Origin of the sequence: Marinomonas sp. ef1 (assembly GCF_002806845.1) — a bacterium.
GTDB classification, from domain to species: Bacteria; Pseudomonadota; Gammaproteobacteria; order Pseudomonadales; family Marinomonadaceae; genus Marinomonas; species Marinomonas polaris.
This window is the reverse complement of sequence record NZ_NHTT01000002.1, coordinates 243,389-260,212: the sequence shown is the minus strand read 5'-3', so window position 1 is coordinate 260,212 and position 16,824 is coordinate 243,389. Positions and strand designations below refer to the sequence as shown.

Genomic DNA, 16,824 nt, shown 5'->3' with positions numbered 1-16,824 from the left:
ATCAATCATTTGCCTTCATGTGAGCACTCATAATCACTTGATGAATTGGGTACAAGACATCAGCACCCAGAATTTTCGCCCGCTCTGGAGACCAACCAACAACATCATCAGGCAAGTTTTTGTTATCTTTAAACGGCATTTCTAGGGTGAAAGACAAACACTTATACTTTTCCCCTACCCACTTGGTTGCCACGGTTAAATTCGCTTCACCAAATTGTGATGGTGTATAACCGATCTCAGTCTGAAAATCAGGACTAACAGCCGTAAAGACATCTTTAAACAAGGTTTCCATCGCTTCCATACGAGCATCAAACGACGGTACGCCTTGGCAACCATCCACAAAGTTAACTGGCAAAGCTTCGTCACCATGAATATCCAAGAATAAATCAACGCCCGTTTCAGCCATTTTCTTTTGCACAGCTAACACTTCTGGACTGAATTCTGCCGTTGGGTTCTTCCATTCACGGTTCAGGTTTACACCTTTGGAATTCACACGCAAATTACCATGCACAGCACCGTCTGGATTCATATTTGGTACAACATAAAAACGACATTGCTTTAAAAGCGAGCGTGCAATCGGGTGAGACTCATCAAACAAACGCTCAAGTAAACCTTCGATAAACCATTCAGCCATTGTTTCACCAGGATGCTGGCGAGCAATAATCCAAATGTTTTTTGCTAACCCTTGGGTTTTGCTAATCTCCAACAAAGTGATATCACGACCTTCAGCCGTTTCGCCCAAATGATCAGTAATACAATCTTCATTGCTGGCAGCCCAAGCAATCATATCCAAATGACGCTCGTAACTGTAAGGTGCGAAATAAGCATAATACACACTGTCTTGTTCTGGTTGATGAGTAATCACCAATTTACCATCCACGTATTCGGTAGGTACTCGGAACCAATACTCGCGGTCGTAAGACGCTACCGCTTGGTAATCTACCCAGCCATCTGGGTAAGCGGCATCGTTGGCGTTCTCAAAATGGATGACACATTGCTCACCCATTCCGCCTTGTAAACGAAAATAAAACCACTGCAAAAATTTAGAGTTTGTATCATTAGGGATCTTTACTCTAATATTGTCCGGCTCCGAAGCATTAATAACGGAGATGTTACCGCCATCAAACGCACTACTGATCTTGATTCGGCTGGTCATTTATTCTTCCTTAACAATCAAACATTGGCTCTAAATTATGGCAAGTTTACCTATATTCATGACGGCTGTCGCCAACTCTTCAGACGAGCCAGCTTTCCCATTACTTTTCACTTGGTCGACTCACGAAGCACAAGTCAAAGAAGTGCTAGTGATCCCTGACGACGAGTGGCTAGAAAACCATCGTATCGAGCCTAACGCACACAACCTTGATGAACAACAACTCTACGAATTTGGCTTTGAAGCCAGCGATATCTTAGCAGAATGGATCAATGAATTTGATACTGATGTGATTTACGCTCTTGAGCCTGAGTCACTTAGTCTTTTAGTCGAAGCTACTTACGATATAAAAGGCTTAGAGCCAAGTTTCGAAGTACAAAGCATTCACTCTTGGTTTCAAGAACGTGACGTTGACCTAGACGACGCCGTAGCAGAACAAGGCCAAACAACGCCTTTACACCTACTGCCGCCAGATGAACTTGTCATTCAGCTGCTACAAATCGCAGTAGAACACGGCCTAATCGATCCTAACGACATCCCGGCAATAGAAGACTAATCACATCACTGAATACTGAATATCCACCAGAACCACTGGCTATTTAACACTCACCTACTTAGAGTCGAAGACGTACTCTTTGATTCTAAGTAGGTGCCAACATGAAAGACCTTCTCCCTGACCTTTGCGATTTGTACCCAGAAAAGCTACAAATCGCTGAGCCTATTTTTATCTCTTATGGAAAACGCACTCATTTCTATGGTGAAGTCGTGACCGTATCCTGTTTTGAAGACAATAGTCGAGTAAGGGAATTAGTCGCTGAAAATGGCAAAGGAAAAGTCATGGTCATTGATGGCGGTGGCAGTAAACGACGCGCCTTGCTTGGCGATATGCTGGCTGAAAAAGCGGTCAATAATGGCTGGGAAGGATTTGTGATAAACGGAGCAATTCGCGACATAGCAGCTCAATCACAACTAAACATTGGCATTCACGCTTTATGCGCGCACCCAATGCCAACGGAAAAACGCGGCTTGGGCGATCTAGGAAAAACACTTCGCTTTGCGGGTATGACGATCGCCCAAGGGGATTATATTTATTGCGACCTAAATGGTATCGTCGTATCCAAACAACCATTAGCCCTTCCATAGAAGGGTTAATGGTTCAGCTAATGGATCCAACTACAATGAAGCTAACGTGTGCGTGAACAAACTACGCACACCGTTCACGAGCATCTGTACTGACATCATCAGCAGCAACATACCCATCAAACGTTCTAGTGCAGCCAAGCCTTTCTCTCTCAATACTCGGTTCAACAAAGGAGCCATAGCCAAAATGACCACAGAAATCCCCCACGCTGCACCAACGGAAATAAGTAAGTCTTGCTGATCGTTTGGGTAGCTCTTAACCATCACCAATAACGTCGCTAAAGTAGACGGTCCTGCCAGCATAGGAATAGAAATCGGCACTATGAACGGCTCCATCACTGGACCAGCGTCTTTCGTATAAGGCGAAGGAAAAATCATTTTCAATGCAATAACGAACAATACAACACCACCGGCAATCGAAATGGATTCCGTTTCCAAATGCAACAGCGCCAAAAACTCCGCACCGAAAAACAAGAAACAAACCAGAATAAGCAAGCCAATCAAACCATCTCGCACCACGATTTGATATTGACGTTTCTGCGGAACGCCCTTCATTACAGACAACAAAATAGGAATATTACCGAACGGATCGATAACAAACAAAAACAACAAAGTGGCAGATAAAATAGAAAACTCAGCGCTCATTTGATACTCAGGCTAGTGTTACAGAAAATTGTGGGCGCGTAGTTTAACGCATTACAACTTGTGGTGATAGCTGATGCTATTTGGCTTTTCGTTCTAATCCCCTTCATTCGTTCACCAGCAAAACATCAATATTCTCAGAGAAAGATCTTGTAATAGCGAATTAATCAACTCTTTTATGGCGCATTGATATCCGCACTGCAATCTTCAGAGCTTCTAATTCAAATTAATTGATAATTGTCAGTGATCAGTGCGATTCTGATCATTCAATTTGACATCCTTTAGTGTGCTAAGTAGTTTTATCTAGTCATTTTTTTAATCAAACACAAGGAAAGCCAAATGAAAGCTGCTCGTTTTTACGATAGAGGTGATATCCGTATTGAGGATATTCCAGAGCCTAGTGTTGAACCTGGTACGGTAGGCATTGATGTTGCCTGGTGTGGCATCTGCGGTACGGATCTACATGAGTTCATGGAAGGACCAATCTTTATTCCGCCTTGTGGCCATCCGCACCCTATTTCAGGAGAGTCTGCACCAGTGACCATGGGGCATGAGTTTTCAGGTGTTGTTTACGCTGTAGGTGAAGGCGTGGAAGATATTAAAATCGGCCAACATGTGGTAGTGGAGCCTTATATTATTGCCGATGACGTGCCTACTGGACCGGGTGAAAATTACCATCTTTCTAAGAATATGAACTTTATTGGTCTTGGTGGTTGTGGTGGTGGTTTATCCGAAAAAATTGCCGTGAAACGCCGTTGGGTTCATCCTATTGCTAATTCAATTCCATTGGATCAAGCTGCTTTAATTGAACCGTTGGCCGTTGGCTACCATGCGTTTGTCCGCAGTGGAGCAAAAGCTGGTGATGTTGCGCTAGTTGGCGGCGGTGGCCCTATCGGTTTATTGTTATCAGCAGTTTTAAAAGCAAAAGGCATCACTGTCATCATGACAGAGCTGAGTGCAAAGCGTAAAGAAAAAGCCCTTGATACAGGCGTAGCGGATTACATTTTAGATCCAACTGAAGTGAACGTCACAGACGAGGTAATGAAGATTACGGAAAACCGTGGTGTAGATGTTGCCTTCGAATGCACCAGTAACAACAAGGTTTTGGACACTTTAGTTGAAAGCACCAGATCGACAGGGACAATTGTGATTGTCTCCATTTGGAGCCATCCAGCCACAGTGAATGTTCATAGTGTTGTAATGAAAGAGTTAGACATTCGCGGTACGATTGCTTATGTAAACAACCATGAAGAAACAATTAAATTGGTTGAAGAAGGTAAAGTAAATTTAGAGCCTTTTATTACTCAAAGAATAGAATTAGATGACCTGATTTCTCAAGGGTTCGATACGTTAATTCATAATAATGAATCGGCTGTGAAAATTATTGTTCGTCCTTAATACCACCAAATGGTATCGGCTTATACCCGATACCATTCTCTTTTTTTCAATAAGAAGACGGCAAATAAGCGCTCTAAGTGTTTATTAAAACCTTCTTTCCATCACGAAGTTAGTCAACTCTTGCCCACGTAAAGATATTCTCTGCTCATTCATAACCGAAAAACCAAAGTGCTCAAAGAAAGGTCTAGCAGTAATACTCACATGAGAATAAAGGCGAGAAGCGTCTCGTTCATCTGCTAAGGATAAAATATGATTCATCAACGCCCTTCCAATGCCTTGACCTTGATATTCATGATGGCAAAAAAAATGATCTATCAAACCATCAGGCTGTAAGTCGCAATAGCCAACAACCACACAATCCAACTCAGCGACAAAAGGTTGAATATCATTCATTTTGTTTTGCCAAACAGTCATATCAAAAGACTCTGGCGCCCAAGCTTCGACCTGAGCTTGAGCATAATCCCGAGCATTCACAGCACGAACCGTATTGAAAAATAAATGCCAAAGAGCCTTTGCATCCTTAGCTTGATATTGACGAATTTTGATCATATTTTTTCCTAAAAACTCGAACTTTTTCAGCTATCTAAAAAAGCATAAACTTTTTAATACGCATTAGTCGCAGAAAAATAAAACGTAGATGTGTAAACAACAGCTTCAATAGTATTGCAAAAACGACCAGCAAAACATTAATGTCATAATAGTTTTGTAGAATGCCCGTTTCGAATTGAGCCCTAAGGAACTATTTAATGAAATTTAAAGCTCTGTTACCGCTTATTTCCGCTGTATTGCTTATTGTTTCTACGTTTGCCAATGCCGAGACGTTATACGCCGGTAAGGTAACTCAAGTAACGCTTCGTGATTTGATCCCTACTCAACCATCGATTGGATATGATCAGGTGTATTACAAATTGGGACGCTATAAGCTGGATAGTAAGAAAAAATTTGATGAAATCTGTGAGGCAAATGGCCAAAAGGGCTTGGCGCATTTCGATACAAACTCAACACCAAACGATGCCACAAGCTTTCAATGCGATGAACCAATAGGTTCGCACCTTAAAGACATGAAAACCATTGTGATTGCTCCTAACGGCCATTACTACTTAACAGATGGACACCATACTTTTAATGCATTTTGGCACATGCAAGGCGGCGGAGAGCAATTTAAAATAAATGTCGTTGTCGCCAAAGATTATCGTAATCTAACCAATATGAGTCAATTCTGGAACGTGATGATAGCGGATGGCAATACTTGGCTACAAAACAGTACAGGCAATACCATTTCTTATAAAACTTTACCAACATCACTTGGAATGGAACATTTCGAAAACGATAAATACCGCTCACTTATGTATTTTTCACGAGATATTGCTTGGGATAAACCAGCAGCACCAGTGCCTTTTCTGGAGTTCTACTGGTCACGAGAACTACGAAAAGGGATTGATCTCGATAAGTATGACTTAGCCACAACAGATGGCTATCGCCAAGCGGTCTCTGACGTTAGCCATTATTTAGTTGCCATGAAAAGCGACAATGTAGGTGGTTCAGGAAAATCGACAAAAGAGATGGGGAAGTTCGATAGCTTCAATGAAAAAAATCTAGATAAATTGTTTGATGCACAAAAAGGCAAAGCAACATTTATGCTGCAATATAAGAGCGACCTATAAGATAAAACTGTCTTTTGTAGAACCCTTGGCGCTTCTTCTCAGTCTTTTTTTGACAGAAGCGCCATAACAATGTTTGATGCATTTCAACATATATATCCAATCGGTCAGAACATTAAACCTTCAACATCCTCAAATGCATCACAGTCCATTATATTTATGAATATAATATGCAAAAAACCTTCTATTTATCTGTAATTTAGCTCTAATTTAACTGTTTTATAACAGCGTCAAAATTAGTGAATTTATTTCATCATTTCAGTGAAAATACGTCGTTTGTTGAGCAGAATTTGTGCCTCTATTATCAGTGCATCAAGCAACCTGAAGAGGAAAATACCATGCAAAAAATTGTAATAAAAGACACGCTACAAAAAGTCAAAAAAGCACTGGCTCGCGCTTATGCGGTATATATGATGAAAGGTAACTTCTACACACTATCAACCTTTAACATTGATGGCGTTAGACGTATTAATTGGAGTGGTTGCGACTTATAGTTTTTATAATTTTAGTGCCGCCTCTTCCTCTTCGATACTTTGGTAAGCAGTGTTCCTACTTACCAAAGCTATCAGCCCACGATAAACCGCTGTTAGTAAAAGCTATTTTTTAGTACTCTGCGCCTCTCTATTTACTATGTTGCTTTTATTCCCTCATGCTGAAAAACACGTTCATTTTACTGTCTCTTTTGATTGTTATGCCTTTCCAATTAGCGTTTGCTGCACCCGATTTTGCCATTATAAAAATTCAAGCCAAATTATCAGATGATACCTATTTAGATGCCAATACGCTCGAAAAACGTCTGCAAGAACAAGACCAAATATTAGTGCATCAGTCTTTAATTTCTTTGTCTCAAGTCAGTTATTTTTTAAGTCGTGCCAATGGCGTTCAGACCATTGCCATTCGAGGCACGGCGAATTTAGAAAATGCCATGTTGGATTTAGATCTTGAGTTAAAGTCAGACACTATTCTTGATATAAAACTGCATCAAGGTTTTGGCTCTGGTGCAAAAGCCGTTTACGAGGACATCAAACCTTTTCTAGTCAAAAACCAGCCAATCCAACTAACTGGACACAGTTTAGGTGGCGCTATTGCTGTCATATTGGCTATGTATTTACAAAAAGATGGCTACCCTGTGAAACAAGTAATTACCTTTGGCCAGCCGAAAGTCACCAATATCACAGGCGCAAACAAATTCGATGACTTACCTCTAATCAGAGTGGTAACGCTTAACGATATCGTTCCTTTGGTTCCGCCTATTAGCCCGATGCAAATTAGAGATTTAGATATTTTTTGGCATATGGGCGAAGAAGTAATTTTATTAGGTAGTAAAGAATTCACCCAAACTAATGGCGTAAAAAGTATGCTAAGAGCCACAAAATTCACCACGTCGATTCCAAGCGATAAGAATCTATTGGCACATCAAATGGCGACGTATCTGAGCTTAATAGAGCAACTACAAGCCTCACCGAAAGAAATCCCTTATAAAACCGATATTAGTCTATTCGGCTATTCATTCGACTAGCCTTTTCTATGCTGGCCTATTTAGCTAACTAGCAAGCAACATCTAATCAACTCTCCAACATCAGAAAAGGCAACGCGATTTATAAAACGTCACGTTGCGCATTTCGTCACATCTAATTGAATATAAACAGTTAAAAAGAATAATAAGAAGCGTTATCATTAGCATAGTTTATTAGCCTACCAAGCGCTTCAAGTATTCTTGATTACTTGTTTTTCAACAATGCCCCATTAAAGCTGCTGTAGATATTCAAATCAAAGGAATCCGTTATGTTGCTTAATCGCCTCTCTTTTAAAAAAATCTTGCTATGTGCCTGCATTACAACATCGTTCAGTGTTTTTGCTGGCGAACATAGTGTCATTACAAAATATGGCGAAGTGAAAGTTAACGACGATGTGAAACGCATAGTAACATTATCCGAAGATGCTCTAGACAGCGCAATTGCTCTGGGTGTGAAACCTCTAGGAGCTATTGCGACTCGTGGTGGAGATTCTGTAGCTGAATATATTCAAAAACGCGCGAGTGGCGTTAATATGGTAGGCACTTCTCGTCAAAACAATCTTGAAGCTATTGCTGCACAACGTCCAGATTTGATTTTAGCGTCTGCATATTTGCCTCAGGATCAATACAACATCTTGTCTAAAATTGCGCCAACCATTGTCCCTATTTCACCAGGAATGGTTTCTGACAACTGGATTAAAGTTGCTAAAGTGTATGCGCAAGCGTTAAACAAAGACGAACAAATGAATATCATCCTGAGCGACATAAAAGATCGTGAAAACGCTCTGAAAGATGTCATTACTGCAAAGCTACCAAAAAATGAGCGCTCTGCAACATTAGCGCGCTGGATGCCTCAAGGTCCTATCGTTATGTCATCACAAATTTTCTCTACCGATGTTCTCGCAGCGGCTGGGTTCATCATCAACGATGCAGGTGTGATAAAAGAAGGCCGTCCTCATAGCAGCCCTCTTAGCTTAGAAAATTTATCTAAAGTCGACAGTAACTGGTTGTTCTTGGCAACACTCAACACTGAAGGTAAAGATGCACTTGAAGCAGCCAAGACATCGCCCTCTTTCTCACGTCTTAATGTTGTGAAAGAAGATAAAGTTATCGCAGTAAATGGTCAGTTATGGACGAGCGCCGCTGGTCCACTTGCTGCCCACGCCATTCTTGATGACATTCAAAATATTATTAATAACAAGATTAAATAACCTAAATGATTAGTTGGTTCTATATTCCTCCTGCTCAACGACCATTGTTTAGTGTTTTTGTGTCAGCACTTTTTGTGCTGGCACTTTGCTGTTTCTGCAGTTTATTGTTTGGTGCTGGAGGGTTAAGCCTCCAAGCCTCCTTTCAAACACTATTAGGTAATGGTTCCGCAGATACTCAATTCACCGTATTTCATTTACGCGCCAACAGAACACTGATCGGTTTATTTGTCGGTTTAACACTTGGTATTGCTGGTGCTTTAATGCAGGCTGTAGCACGCAATCCCTTGGCTGAGCCTGGTTTACTTGGCGTTAGTGCTGGAAGCTCCCTTGCCGTTGCAATTACTTTGGTACTAGGTGCCAGCACGGCAACTTTAACTGTTGGTGTTGCCCAGTTTGGCGCTTTGTTAGGCTGTTTGTGTGTGCTTGGTGTCGCTCGAATGCAAGGACAACAAAACGACCCAATTCGCTTAGTGCTGGCTGGAGCCGCGCTTTCAAGTCTGTTACTCGCTGTGACTTCTCTATTGTTACTATTTGACCAAAGAGCAGCCGATGAAATTCGCTTTTGGGTAACAGGCAGCGTCGCTGGTCGAGACACTAATACCCTATTTTCAGTTTTGCCTTCCATGCTGATTGCGATAATTTGCATTTTATATACAGCGAAGCCATTAGCTTCGTTAGCACTCGGGGAACGCGTTGCTATTGGACTTGGCCATAAACCTCAGCGAGTTCGCGCTGTAGTTATCGTCGCTGTTGCTTTGTTAGTGGGTGGCGCAACCGCAATTGCCGGACCTGTCGCCTTTATTGGCCTCGTTGTACCTTTCGCCGCACGCGCCTTAGTGGGACCTGATATTCGCCGTACTCTATGGCTATGCTTACCTCTAGGGCCAATTATTGTAATTTCTGCAGATGTTGTATCACGCCTTGTTGCTCAACCAGCAGAAATGCCATTAGGAGTGCTGACCGCGATTATTGGGGCCCCTGTACTACTGTTGATTGTGCGATCTAGAAGAATGCCTACCTTATGATAAATCAAAGTCTCTCACTTCCTAATAACGAAGAAATTACTGCAGCACCAAATGGTCATCGCTTATTGTCTCTAAGTCGTCACATGACTATATTGATTGAGAAACAAGCGATTATCCGTAATGTTTGGTTATTAATTCTGTTGGCGATAGCTTGTGTAGCAACACTTGGTATTGGCACCATGCCAATATCGCCTAAAGAAGTCATTGCAGTATTATTTGGCCACGGCAATGCAATGAGTCAGTTTATCGTGCAAGACTTACGCTTACCGCGCTTATTAGCCGCTTTATTTACTGGTGCCGCTTTTAGTTTAGCTGGATGTCTAATGCAAACTATGGCGAGAAACCGCTTAGCGACACCAGGCATAATTGGCATAGATAACGCCGCGATGGCATTCGCTGTGTCGTCAGTGGTTGGTATGGGGGTTTCACTCGCGCCCTCTGTTATGGCGTTGGCTGGTGCTGCTACGGCGACAGCGTTGGCGTTTGGCCTAGCTGGTGGCAGTGGCACACGAGGCTATCGTTTCATTGTCGCCGGTATTGGCATTGGCGCTATTGCTGGCGCTGTAACGCAATTGCTATTAAGCCAAGTCAGTATCGATGTGGCAAACAGCGCCTATCCTTGGACGGTTGGTAGTTTGAGTGCTCGAGACCCAATGATGGTTAATATACTTGGCATTGGTCTAGCTATCTGTTTAGTGGCTTGCTTACTTTTTGCTTCACAGTTTGCCTTGATGCCCTTTTCCGACCAAGTGATTACTGGTCTTGGCGCAAACATCAAACACATCCGAATCGTCGCTTTAATCTTATGTATCACACTAACGGGGCTTGCGGTTGCGGTAGCTGGTCCTGTCGGCTTAGTTGCCTTGATTGGCCCTGAGATCGCTAGAGTTCTGGCTCGTTATCGTGGCATTCCGTTGATAAGCTCTGCGCTCGCTGGCGCTTTGGTGATGATTCTCGCCGATCTATTTGGTAGAACTGTGTTATCCCCAATTGAACTACCAGTTGGTATTGTAACTGCCGTTATAGGCGGTCCTTACTTAATTTGGATACTTGTACGACGCACTTCAAGGACTTCGTTATGACGGCCACGTCTCTACAATTTAAACAGACATCTGAAATAAACAACCTAGCTCGTCTCGGGGCTGAAAGGCTCACCTTAAAACATGGCAAAGTCAGCATTATTGAAAATCTAGATGTTTCTCTTCCAAATGGGAAAGTAACAGCCATCGTTGGGCCAAATGGCTGTGGCAAATCCACCTTGTTGAATGGCTTATCTCGTGTTCATTCACCCAGTTCTGGTGTTGTTCTATTAGACGGTAAAGATATTCATTCTCTACCTTCCAAAGAGGTCGCTAGACGACTGGCACTATTACCACAAGACACTTTAGCGCCAGATGGCATTACCATTGAAGAATTGATTCGCTTTGGCCGCCACCCCCACCAAAGTCTACTAAAACAATGGGCTATGGATGACCAACAAGCCATCAACTACGCTTTAAATGCTGCCGATTTAGAAGGGCTTAAAGATCGATTACTAGACACGCTATCTGGTGGACAACGCCAACGTGCTTGGATCGCCATGTCGATTGCCCAAGAAACGCCTTTGCTATTGTTGGATGAGCCTACGTCTGCGCTGGATTTAGGGCATCAGATTGAAGTCTTCGAGCTCATACGTAATTTATCAAGACAAGGCAAAACTCTCGCCATGGTAGTCCATGACTTACCAAGCGCTTGCCGATATTCTGATCATATAATTGCGATGAAAAAAGGCGAGATCATTACCCAAGGCAGCCCAAAAGACGTGATGACCAAAGAGCTTGTTCGTGAATTATATGGTGTTGAATGCGACCTAATTCCAGATCCAATGACTGGCAGCCCCATTCTAATTAATATGAAACGAGTCAGAAGCTAAATAAGGAATGAGACAAACAGATCTGAAAATCAGATCTGTTTGTCACGTAACTACAAGCGTAATCCAATCGGTAAACTCTCCCCGACTAATGCATTTAGCTCGTCGCTGTTAATCTCAATCTGGCTTTCCAAACGCTCAAGCCATTGGGCTGGGCATTTGTCTTTATTGAGTTTATTGGCCACTTTCTTGCGCAACGCGCTGAGTTTGTCGGATTCACCAACGCTGACCTGGCTCATCAAAACAGCTGCAAGTCCTGCTTGCTTACGCTTTTTCCAATCTTCTTTTAGCGTAACTTCTAGGATCGGAAACAGTTTTTCTTCAGCAATTCTTTGCTCTTGCTTGCCAGACAATAGATGGCGTGAGGCAATTCGCCCTATCGTCCACCAAGCTGTGTCCGGCTCAGAGGTCTTTTGCAAACGCTTCAACAACCAATCAATCGTTGTGACTTTATCTTCATTCGACAAACCTTCCAACGCACCAACCAAACGAATCAAATCATCACTAGACTTGGTCGTTAGCGCTTTCATTTTATCTCGTGATCTTTGCCCTGTTGGCGAATAATATTGGCTAAATTGTTTGAACAAGTGTGTCTGTTGTTCTGTCGATAAGCCGCCAGCAATACGGCGATATAAGGTCCAATATTGCCCCCAAACTGGCGCCGTATCGAACTGAGTACCGGCTTTAGTGGCATTTACCACTTGCTGCACACGAGCCAAATCATCCGCCGCACCGAAACCTGGGCGCAAACAATAGCCCATAAGCTGCAACCATTGACGTTCATGTTGAGCGCTTTTGGTTCGACCAGATTTAAGACTTAAAAGCTTATCGACCAAACGTCGCGAAGTGGTAAGGTTCCAATCATCACGATTACCCAGTAACTGATCCAAATCCTGCTTAAGAGATTTTACCAAGTCCGGATTTTGCTTTTGACCCGCGCTAGAAAAGCACTTCGCTAAATGTTCTTCTGCTTGTCCCATATTGGCATGCAGTAAACCACTGTCATCGGATTGCTCAGACTCTTGCGAAGAACTGACTTGGGTTGAAAAATCTAAACGCCATTGGTCTTTCTGGTTGTTCGCGTTTAACACCACTTGCAACACACCCACTTCGGTCATTTGTACCGATAGCGTTACCGCTGTTTCTTGGGAATCAATGGAGCCGTCCAGTTCTGTCATCAAGGTAGAAATATAGTGCAATCCCTCTTGATCACGCACTTTGCCAACCCCACAATCAATATGATCGTCGGATCGATACAAAGGGAACTGTACTTGTTGACCAAGGGTGACAAAGAACTCTTGTTCTAAGCGAATAGTTTCGCCTTTTAAGGTGCCTTTTGGCAAGATACCGACGAATTGATCCTCGCCAACTTTTAAATACAAACTGTGCGCCACACCACTTTCAATACGAGTACTTTCTCCCGCCAAAGCGTTCAAATACATGGCTGCACCTTTGGCAACCGCATCGTTAGGTTCGTCTGCAGAACAAGCAAGTATAGGCTTAGAAGACCAAGTATTCAGCTGTTCTAGTAAACGAGCTTTTAACACAGGACTGTTAAATAAACCGCCGTTAAACAACACCGCATCCGGCATGGTAGAGCCTGTTGCCGCTTCGATTACTGCTTTATGTTGCTGTAAAAATGCCGCTAAATGTCGTGTAAACGCAGGATCTGACTCATAAGGCAAGCCCAAGGTATGCATGGCGTAATCGCTCTTTTGCACCTTTTCATCCTGATTAACCAAAGGAAAAAATCCACTACGAATTTGTTCCAATAAGGTTTCTCTTGATACATCAAATTTTTGCGAACCACCGATTAAACGACTACCACCACCAAGTACGGTGATACTTAACGATTCCGGTGCGTCTTTACCTAATAAGGTTTCTTTGGCCTGACGGGTTTGCTGGACCAAAGCCGCTAAACGCGTAGCAGATAACGTAGATATCTGCTTAGGATCTAACTGAAACGCCAAGGCTTGATCAAGGTTATCACCACCAAGCAATAGATGCTCACCTACCGCGATTCGTTTAAGCGAAACGCTTTTCGCCTTGGCTGATGTAGGCTGAATAGCAACCAAACTAAAGTCACTAGTGCCACCGCCAATATCGACCACCAAGAGCATTTTTTTATCGGCTAACGCGGCGAGTTTTTCGTCATCGCTAATGTAGTGATAACAAGCCGCTTGCGGCTCTTCAAGAAGATATAAATCGTTTAGACCAGCCTGTTTAGCAGCCTCCAAGGTTAAGGCTCGTGCTTCTTCATCAAACGATGCTGGCAAGGTTAACGCGATGGTTTGAGATTCTAACAGTGCATCAGCAAAGCGATGATTCCAGCTCTGTTTAATATGTAATAAAAGAATCTTACTCGCCTCGAGTGGGCTGAGCTTTTTAGGAAACTCACTCGCCCAAGGTAAGATCGCCGAACGACGATCTACTTGACGATGGCTCAACCAGCTTTTCGCACTTTGTATTAATTGCCCTGCTCTACGTTGGCCTAAAGCTAACGCCCCTACACCAACGATTCGTTCTTTATCATGATGACGCCAAGGCAAAACATGATTAATTTTACCGATTTCATCTGACGCCAAAACGTAAATTGCACTCGGCAAATAAGTAAACTCTTGTACCGAGCCATCCGCCATCACTTGCGGAATGGGCAGCAAAGCTGGCGTATTTGAAGTCGAATGCTCCGATATTGGAATGTAAGAGACGACACAGTTGGTCGTCCCTAAATCAATCCCAACTCGATAAGCAGAATGAAAAGCTGGCTGTGTCATGGTTATGCTTCCCTAACTTGAAACTCAATTGTCCAACTTAGGTCAGATTGGGTATCGTGTGCTTGCAATAGCAACAATCCTAATTCAGTAACACGAGCAGTTAAATATACTCGCACCATGTCGCCTGCTTGATAATGACCCGCATCCAAACGAACCGACAAAGGATTCAATTCATCAAGTTGCGCAACCGAAAAAGACGCAATAACTTTACCGACAGATTGCTCTTCACTGTTTTTTGATTGGAAGAAACGGAAGGTCACGCTTTCACCAACGATAAGCGAAAATTCATTCGGCAGCATTTGCTCTTCTGAGCCTTCTTCCAAACCAAAAGGTGCAACACAGATAGCATCGACAGGTGGTGCCATGCCCGGAATAGCTGGCATTGGGCTAGCCACACCAATGTAATAGTTAGCCGCTAAACCACTTTTTACTTTAACACCGCCTTCCGCTTGCACTTGTGCATAGTAAGTCGCGCCTTTGGCAACCGCGTGATCCAAATGCGATGGTGTCAACATGGTTAATTCTCTGCCGCTCAACGACTCAGACAGCATTGCTGCTAAGCGAGTTTCTAGAGTGCTACGAATCACATTGGCGTTAAACACGCCGCCGTTTAACAAGATCTTCGTTGGCTTCACATCATGTTGAGCTAAAAACTCACTAATATGACGAGTAATCGCAGGATCACCTTCGTAATCCAAATTGATCGCACTAAAACCACTGCGTGCTGTTTTTTGAGCTTGCTCACCTAACTGCACTTGCGGGAAGAAACCATCGATCAAAAGCTGCTGCACATCGTTTTGCGTCAAGGTCGCTTTAATGCTGTTATTGAACAAGCTACGACCGCGACTTGGCACAATAACGCTTACTTCATCTAACTCGGCATTCGATAACAAACGCTCTTTCGCTTCACGGCAAGCTTGCGTTAAACCGCTGATTTGCCAAGGTTCAAGGTTGGTACCGTTTTGTGCTAATTGAGCAGCTAAATGATAGGTCAGAGTCAAATCCATATTGTCGCCGCCAAGCAAAATATGACGTCCAACCGCCACGCGCTCTAAGCCAAGAGCACCCTCCTGTTCGACCGCTTGGATCAAGGATAAATCTGTCGTGCCACCGCCAACGTCAACTACCAAAATATGCTCATTGACGTCTAGGCTATCTGTCCAATTTTGTTGATCGCTCAACCATGCGTAAAACGCGGCTAATGGCTCTTCGATTAAACGAGCACGCAAGCCGACCTTTTCCGCTGCTTGCTCGGTAATGGCGCGAGCAGCGGGATCAAATGAGGCTGGTACTGTGATGACTACTGTTTGCTCAACAATCGGCGCATTAGGAAATTGGTTTGCCCACGCACTGACTAAATATGCTAACAGAGTTTCTGTTACTTGTGCTGGGGAGACTTTTTCGACTTCTTCAAGCGCATCAACAGGTAAAACCGCTTCATCAGCACTAACTCGAGAATGGCACAACCAGCTTTTAGCACTTTGTACCAATCGACCAGAAGATTTTGCACCCAGTTCACGAGCCAACTGGCCCACAATGGAAGGCGCTTTGCCCCATGGCAATTGCAGATCGCTTTCTAAGAATTCAGTTTTATGAGGAAAATATACAAACGAAGGTAATAAAGGACGAGCATCCACTTGGCCAGCCGCGATAAACTGCGGAATGAGCAATTGTTGAATGCGCCCCACTTTATTCGTTTCTGCTTCAGCCTGATTAGACGGAGAATAATAGACAGCCGAATGCGTGGTACCTAGATCGATACCAATGAAATATTGACTCATGAGTTATACCTCGATTTCAGCAGGCGCTAGAATATTCAGGCTTTCAGTATTGGTTACTTTTGGCAGACGCGTTTCGGTTACTTTCCAACCGGGATGAATCAGCGTGCCAGCGTATGGGCCATCGCCTTCCACTCGACCTTCCAGTTTGATCTGTTTTGCATCATAACCAGATGGCACTTCAACACGACTATTTTCTGCCGCGGTGTTCACTACATCGATAGACACGACATCAATGGTAAAATGTTGCTTCAATACTTTCGAACAACCTGCGTGAATTTGGCGAGATGCCGCCCCCACATCCGCATCACTGTAATCATCGATGCTTTCTTGAATAAAGTCGATAAAGCGCGCTTCCTGTTGCAATAGTTGCAATAACTGATGAGCACCGTCAGCGTTGACAGTGTCCAACACAGGCGCAGCGACTTCGATTTCACGAATTACTTCAACTTCTTCTGTAATGACTTTTGGTTCAACTTCAAAGGCAAATTGCTCGCCTTGACCAACCGTGTCACAGCGAGCGGCATAGTCGCCGCTCCCCATGTATTTAAAAAACTGACCAAATGCGCCAAAAAAGCGCGGTACAAATGAAACTGGTTTTATTTTATTCGTCATAA

The 16,824-nt window shown here is 43.3% G+C and carries 16 protein-coding genes; 10 read left to right on the top strand and 6 right to left on the bottom strand.

Features of this window, described 5'->3' with window-relative positions; genetic code table 11:
• Position 1: 1 nt before the first annotated feature.
• On the bottom strand, positions 2 to 1,156 hold the full coding sequence (locus CCS02_RS03605; RefSeq protein WP_100635836.1) for a M14 family metallopeptidase: 1,155 nt from the start codon (positions 1,154 to 1,156) through the stop codon (positions 2 to 4).
• A gap of 37 nt (positions 1,157 to 1,193) precedes the next feature.
• Here CCS02_RS03605 and CCS02_RS03600 point away from each other — a divergent pair, with 37 nt between their 5' ends.
• Together CCS02_RS03600 and CCS02_RS03595 are read left to right on the top strand one after the other, a co-directional pair.
• A complete protein-coding gene (locus tag CCS02_RS03600; RefSeq protein ID WP_100635834.1) occupies positions 1,194 to 1,709 on the top strand; it encodes a hypothetical protein in 516 nt (171 codons plus the stop codon).
• 101 nt (positions 1,710 to 1,810) lie between these two features.
• Entirely contained in the window at positions 1,811 to 2,296 is a 486-nt protein-coding gene (locus tag CCS02_RS03595; RefSeq protein WP_072839185.1) for a putative 4-hydroxy-4-methyl-2-oxoglutarate aldolase, read from the top strand.
• Between the two features lie 30 nt (positions 2,297 to 2,326).
• Here the strand turns inward: CCS02_RS03595 and CCS02_RS03590 are convergent, their stop codons facing one another.
• Positions 2,327 to 2,938, bottom strand: a complete 612-nt coding sequence (locus CCS02_RS03590) for a MarC family protein (RefSeq protein WP_072839186.1) — start codon at positions 2,936 to 2,938, stop codon at positions 2,327 to 2,329.
• Positions 2,939 to 3,274: 336 nt separating this feature from the next.
• Here CCS02_RS03590 and CCS02_RS03585 point away from each other — a divergent pair, with 336 nt between their 5' ends.
• Positions 3,275 to 4,333, top strand: coding sequence for a 2,3-butanediol dehydrogenase (locus CCS02_RS03585; protein ID WP_100635832.1), 1,059 nt, complete (start codon positions 3,275 to 3,277; stop codon positions 4,331 to 4,333).
• 84 nt (positions 4,334 to 4,417) lie between these two features.
• Here CCS02_RS03585 and CCS02_RS03580 read toward each other — a convergent pair whose 3' ends face one another.
• Positions 4,418 to 4,882 carry a GNAT family N-acetyltransferase gene (locus tag CCS02_RS03580; RefSeq protein WP_072839188.1) on the bottom strand — a complete coding sequence of 155 codons (465 nt, stop codon included), beginning with the start codon at positions 4,880 to 4,882 and terminating at the stop codon, positions 4,418 to 4,420.
• 197 nt (positions 4,883 to 5,079) lie between these two features.
• On the opposite strand from CCS02_RS03580, the gene CCS02_RS03575 reads away from it, so the two are divergent.
• The 7 genes from CCS02_RS03575 (at position 5,080) to CCS02_RS03550 (ending at position 11,658) form a co-directional block, all read left to right on the top strand.
• Positions 5,080 to 5,997 (top strand): ParB/Srx family N-terminal domain-containing protein, encoded by a 918-nt coding sequence (locus CCS02_RS03575; protein ID WP_100635831.1) that lies wholly within the window; start codon positions 5,080 to 5,082, stop codon positions 5,995 to 5,997.
• Positions 5,998 to 6,332: 335 nt separating this feature from the next.
• Positions 6,333 to 6,488 (top strand): hypothetical protein, encoded by a 156-nt coding sequence (locus CCS02_RS22125; protein ID WP_157789903.1) that lies wholly within the window; start codon positions 6,333 to 6,335, stop codon positions 6,486 to 6,488.
• A gap of 197 nt (positions 6,489 to 6,685) precedes the next feature.
• On the top strand, positions 6,686 to 7,513 hold the full coding sequence (locus tag CCS02_RS03570) for a lipase family protein (RefSeq protein WP_232728810.1): 828 nt from the start codon (positions 6,686 to 6,688) through the stop codon (positions 7,511 to 7,513).
• Positions 7,514 to 7,779: 266 nt separating this feature from the next.
• The gene (locus CCS02_RS03565; RefSeq protein ID WP_100635827.1) at positions 7,780 to 8,721 is read left to right on the top strand and encodes an ABC transporter substrate-binding protein; all 942 of its coding nucleotides are present in this window, start codon (positions 7,780 to 7,782) and stop codon (positions 8,719 to 8,721) included.
• Positions 8,722 to 8,726: 5 nt separating this feature from the next.
• A complete protein-coding gene (locus CCS02_RS03560) occupies positions 8,727 to 9,746 on the top strand; it encodes a FecCD family ABC transporter permease (protein ID WP_072839192.1) in 1,020 nt (339 codons plus the stop codon).
• A complete protein-coding gene (locus tag CCS02_RS03555) occupies positions 9,743 to 10,828 on the top strand; it encodes a FecCD family ABC transporter permease (RefSeq protein ID WP_100635826.1) in 1,086 nt (361 codons plus the stop codon). The genes CCS02_RS03560 and CCS02_RS03555 overlap by 4 nt, the downstream gene beginning before the upstream one ends.
• Complete coding sequence (locus CCS02_RS03550) at positions 10,825 to 11,658, top strand: ABC transporter ATP-binding protein (protein ID WP_100635825.1); 834 nt, start codon at positions 10,825 to 10,827, stop codon at positions 11,656 to 11,658. The genes CCS02_RS03555 and CCS02_RS03550 overlap by 4 nt, the downstream gene beginning before the upstream one ends.
• Positions 11,659 to 11,708: 50 nt before the next feature.
• On the opposite strand, the gene CCS02_RS03545 is transcribed toward CCS02_RS03550, so the two are convergent.
• Genes CCS02_RS03545 through CCS02_RS03535 form a run of 3 tightly spaced genes read right to left on the bottom strand, consistent with a single transcriptional unit; the run spans position 11,709 to position 16,822 of the window.
• Positions 11,709 to 14,429 carry a hsp70 family protein gene (locus CCS02_RS03545; protein ID WP_100635824.1) on the bottom strand — a complete coding sequence of 907 codons (2,721 nt, stop codon included), beginning with the start codon at positions 14,427 to 14,429 and terminating at the stop codon, positions 11,709 to 11,711.
• Positions 14,430 to 14,431: 2 nt separating this feature from the next.
• Positions 14,432 to 16,210: an Hsp70 family protein gene (locus CCS02_RS03540; protein WP_100635823.1), complete on the bottom strand. Its 1,779-nt coding sequence runs from the start codon at positions 16,208 to 16,210 to the stop codon at positions 14,432 to 14,434.
• Positions 16,211 to 16,213: 3 nt separating this feature from the next.
• On the bottom strand, positions 16,214 to 16,822 hold the full coding sequence (locus CCS02_RS03535) for a DUF2760 domain-containing protein (protein WP_100187688.1): 609 nt from the start codon (positions 16,820 to 16,822) through the stop codon (positions 16,214 to 16,216).
• Positions 16,823 to 16,824: the final 2 nt, after the last annotated feature.

Coding starts and splice junctions, on each gene's coding strand:
- CCS02_RS03605 (WP_100635836.1), bottom strand. CDS start 1,156: ATGACCAGCCGAATCAAGATCAGTAGTGCGTTTGATGGCGGTAACATC.
- CCS02_RS03600 (WP_100635834.1), top strand. CDS start 1,194: ATGGCAAGTTTACCTATATTCATGACGGCTGTCGCCAACTCTTCAGAC.
- CCS02_RS03595 (WP_072839185.1), top strand. CDS start 1,811: ATGAAAGACCTTCTCCCTGACCTTTGCGATTTGTACCCAGAAAAGCTA.
- CCS02_RS03590 (WP_072839186.1), bottom strand. CDS start 2,938: ATGAGCGCTGAGTTTTCTATTTTATCTGCCACTTTGTTGTTTTTGTTT.
- CCS02_RS03585 (WP_100635832.1), top strand. CDS start 3,275: ATGAAAGCTGCTCGTTTTTACGATAGAGGTGATATCCGTATTGAGGAT.
- CCS02_RS03580 (WP_072839188.1), bottom strand. CDS start 4,882: ATGATCAAAATTCGTCAATATCAAGCTAAGGATGCAAAGGCTCTTTGG.
- CCS02_RS03575 (WP_100635831.1), top strand. CDS start 5,080: ATGAAATTTAAAGCTCTGTTACCGCTTATTTCCGCTGTATTGCTTATT.
- CCS02_RS22125 (WP_157789903.1), top strand. CDS start 6,333: ATGCAAAAAATTGTAATAAAAGACACGCTACAAAAAGTCAAAAAAGCA.
- CCS02_RS03570 (WP_232728810.1), top strand. CDS start 6,686: ATGCCTTTCCAATTAGCGTTTGCTGCACCCGATTTTGCCATTATAAAA.
- CCS02_RS03565 (WP_100635827.1), top strand. CDS start 7,780: ATGTTGCTTAATCGCCTCTCTTTTAAAAAAATCTTGCTATGTGCCTGC.
- CCS02_RS03560 (WP_072839192.1), top strand. CDS start 8,727: ATGATTAGTTGGTTCTATATTCCTCCTGCTCAACGACCATTGTTTAGT.
- CCS02_RS03555 (WP_100635826.1), top strand. CDS start 9,743: ATGATAAATCAAAGTCTCTCACTTCCTAATAACGAAGAAATTACTGCA.
- CCS02_RS03550 (WP_100635825.1), top strand. CDS start 10,825: ATGACGGCCACGTCTCTACAATTTAAACAGACATCTGAAATAAACAAC.
- CCS02_RS03545 (WP_100635824.1), bottom strand. CDS start 14,429: ATGACACAGCCAGCTTTTCATTCTGCTTATCGAGTTGGGATTGATTTA.
- CCS02_RS03540 (WP_100635823.1), bottom strand. CDS start 16,210: ATGAGTCAATATTTCATTGGTATCGATCTAGGTACCACGCATTCGGCT.
- CCS02_RS03535 (WP_100187688.1), bottom strand. CDS start 16,822: ATGACGAATAAAATAAAACCAGTTTCATTTGTACCGCGCTTTTTTGGC.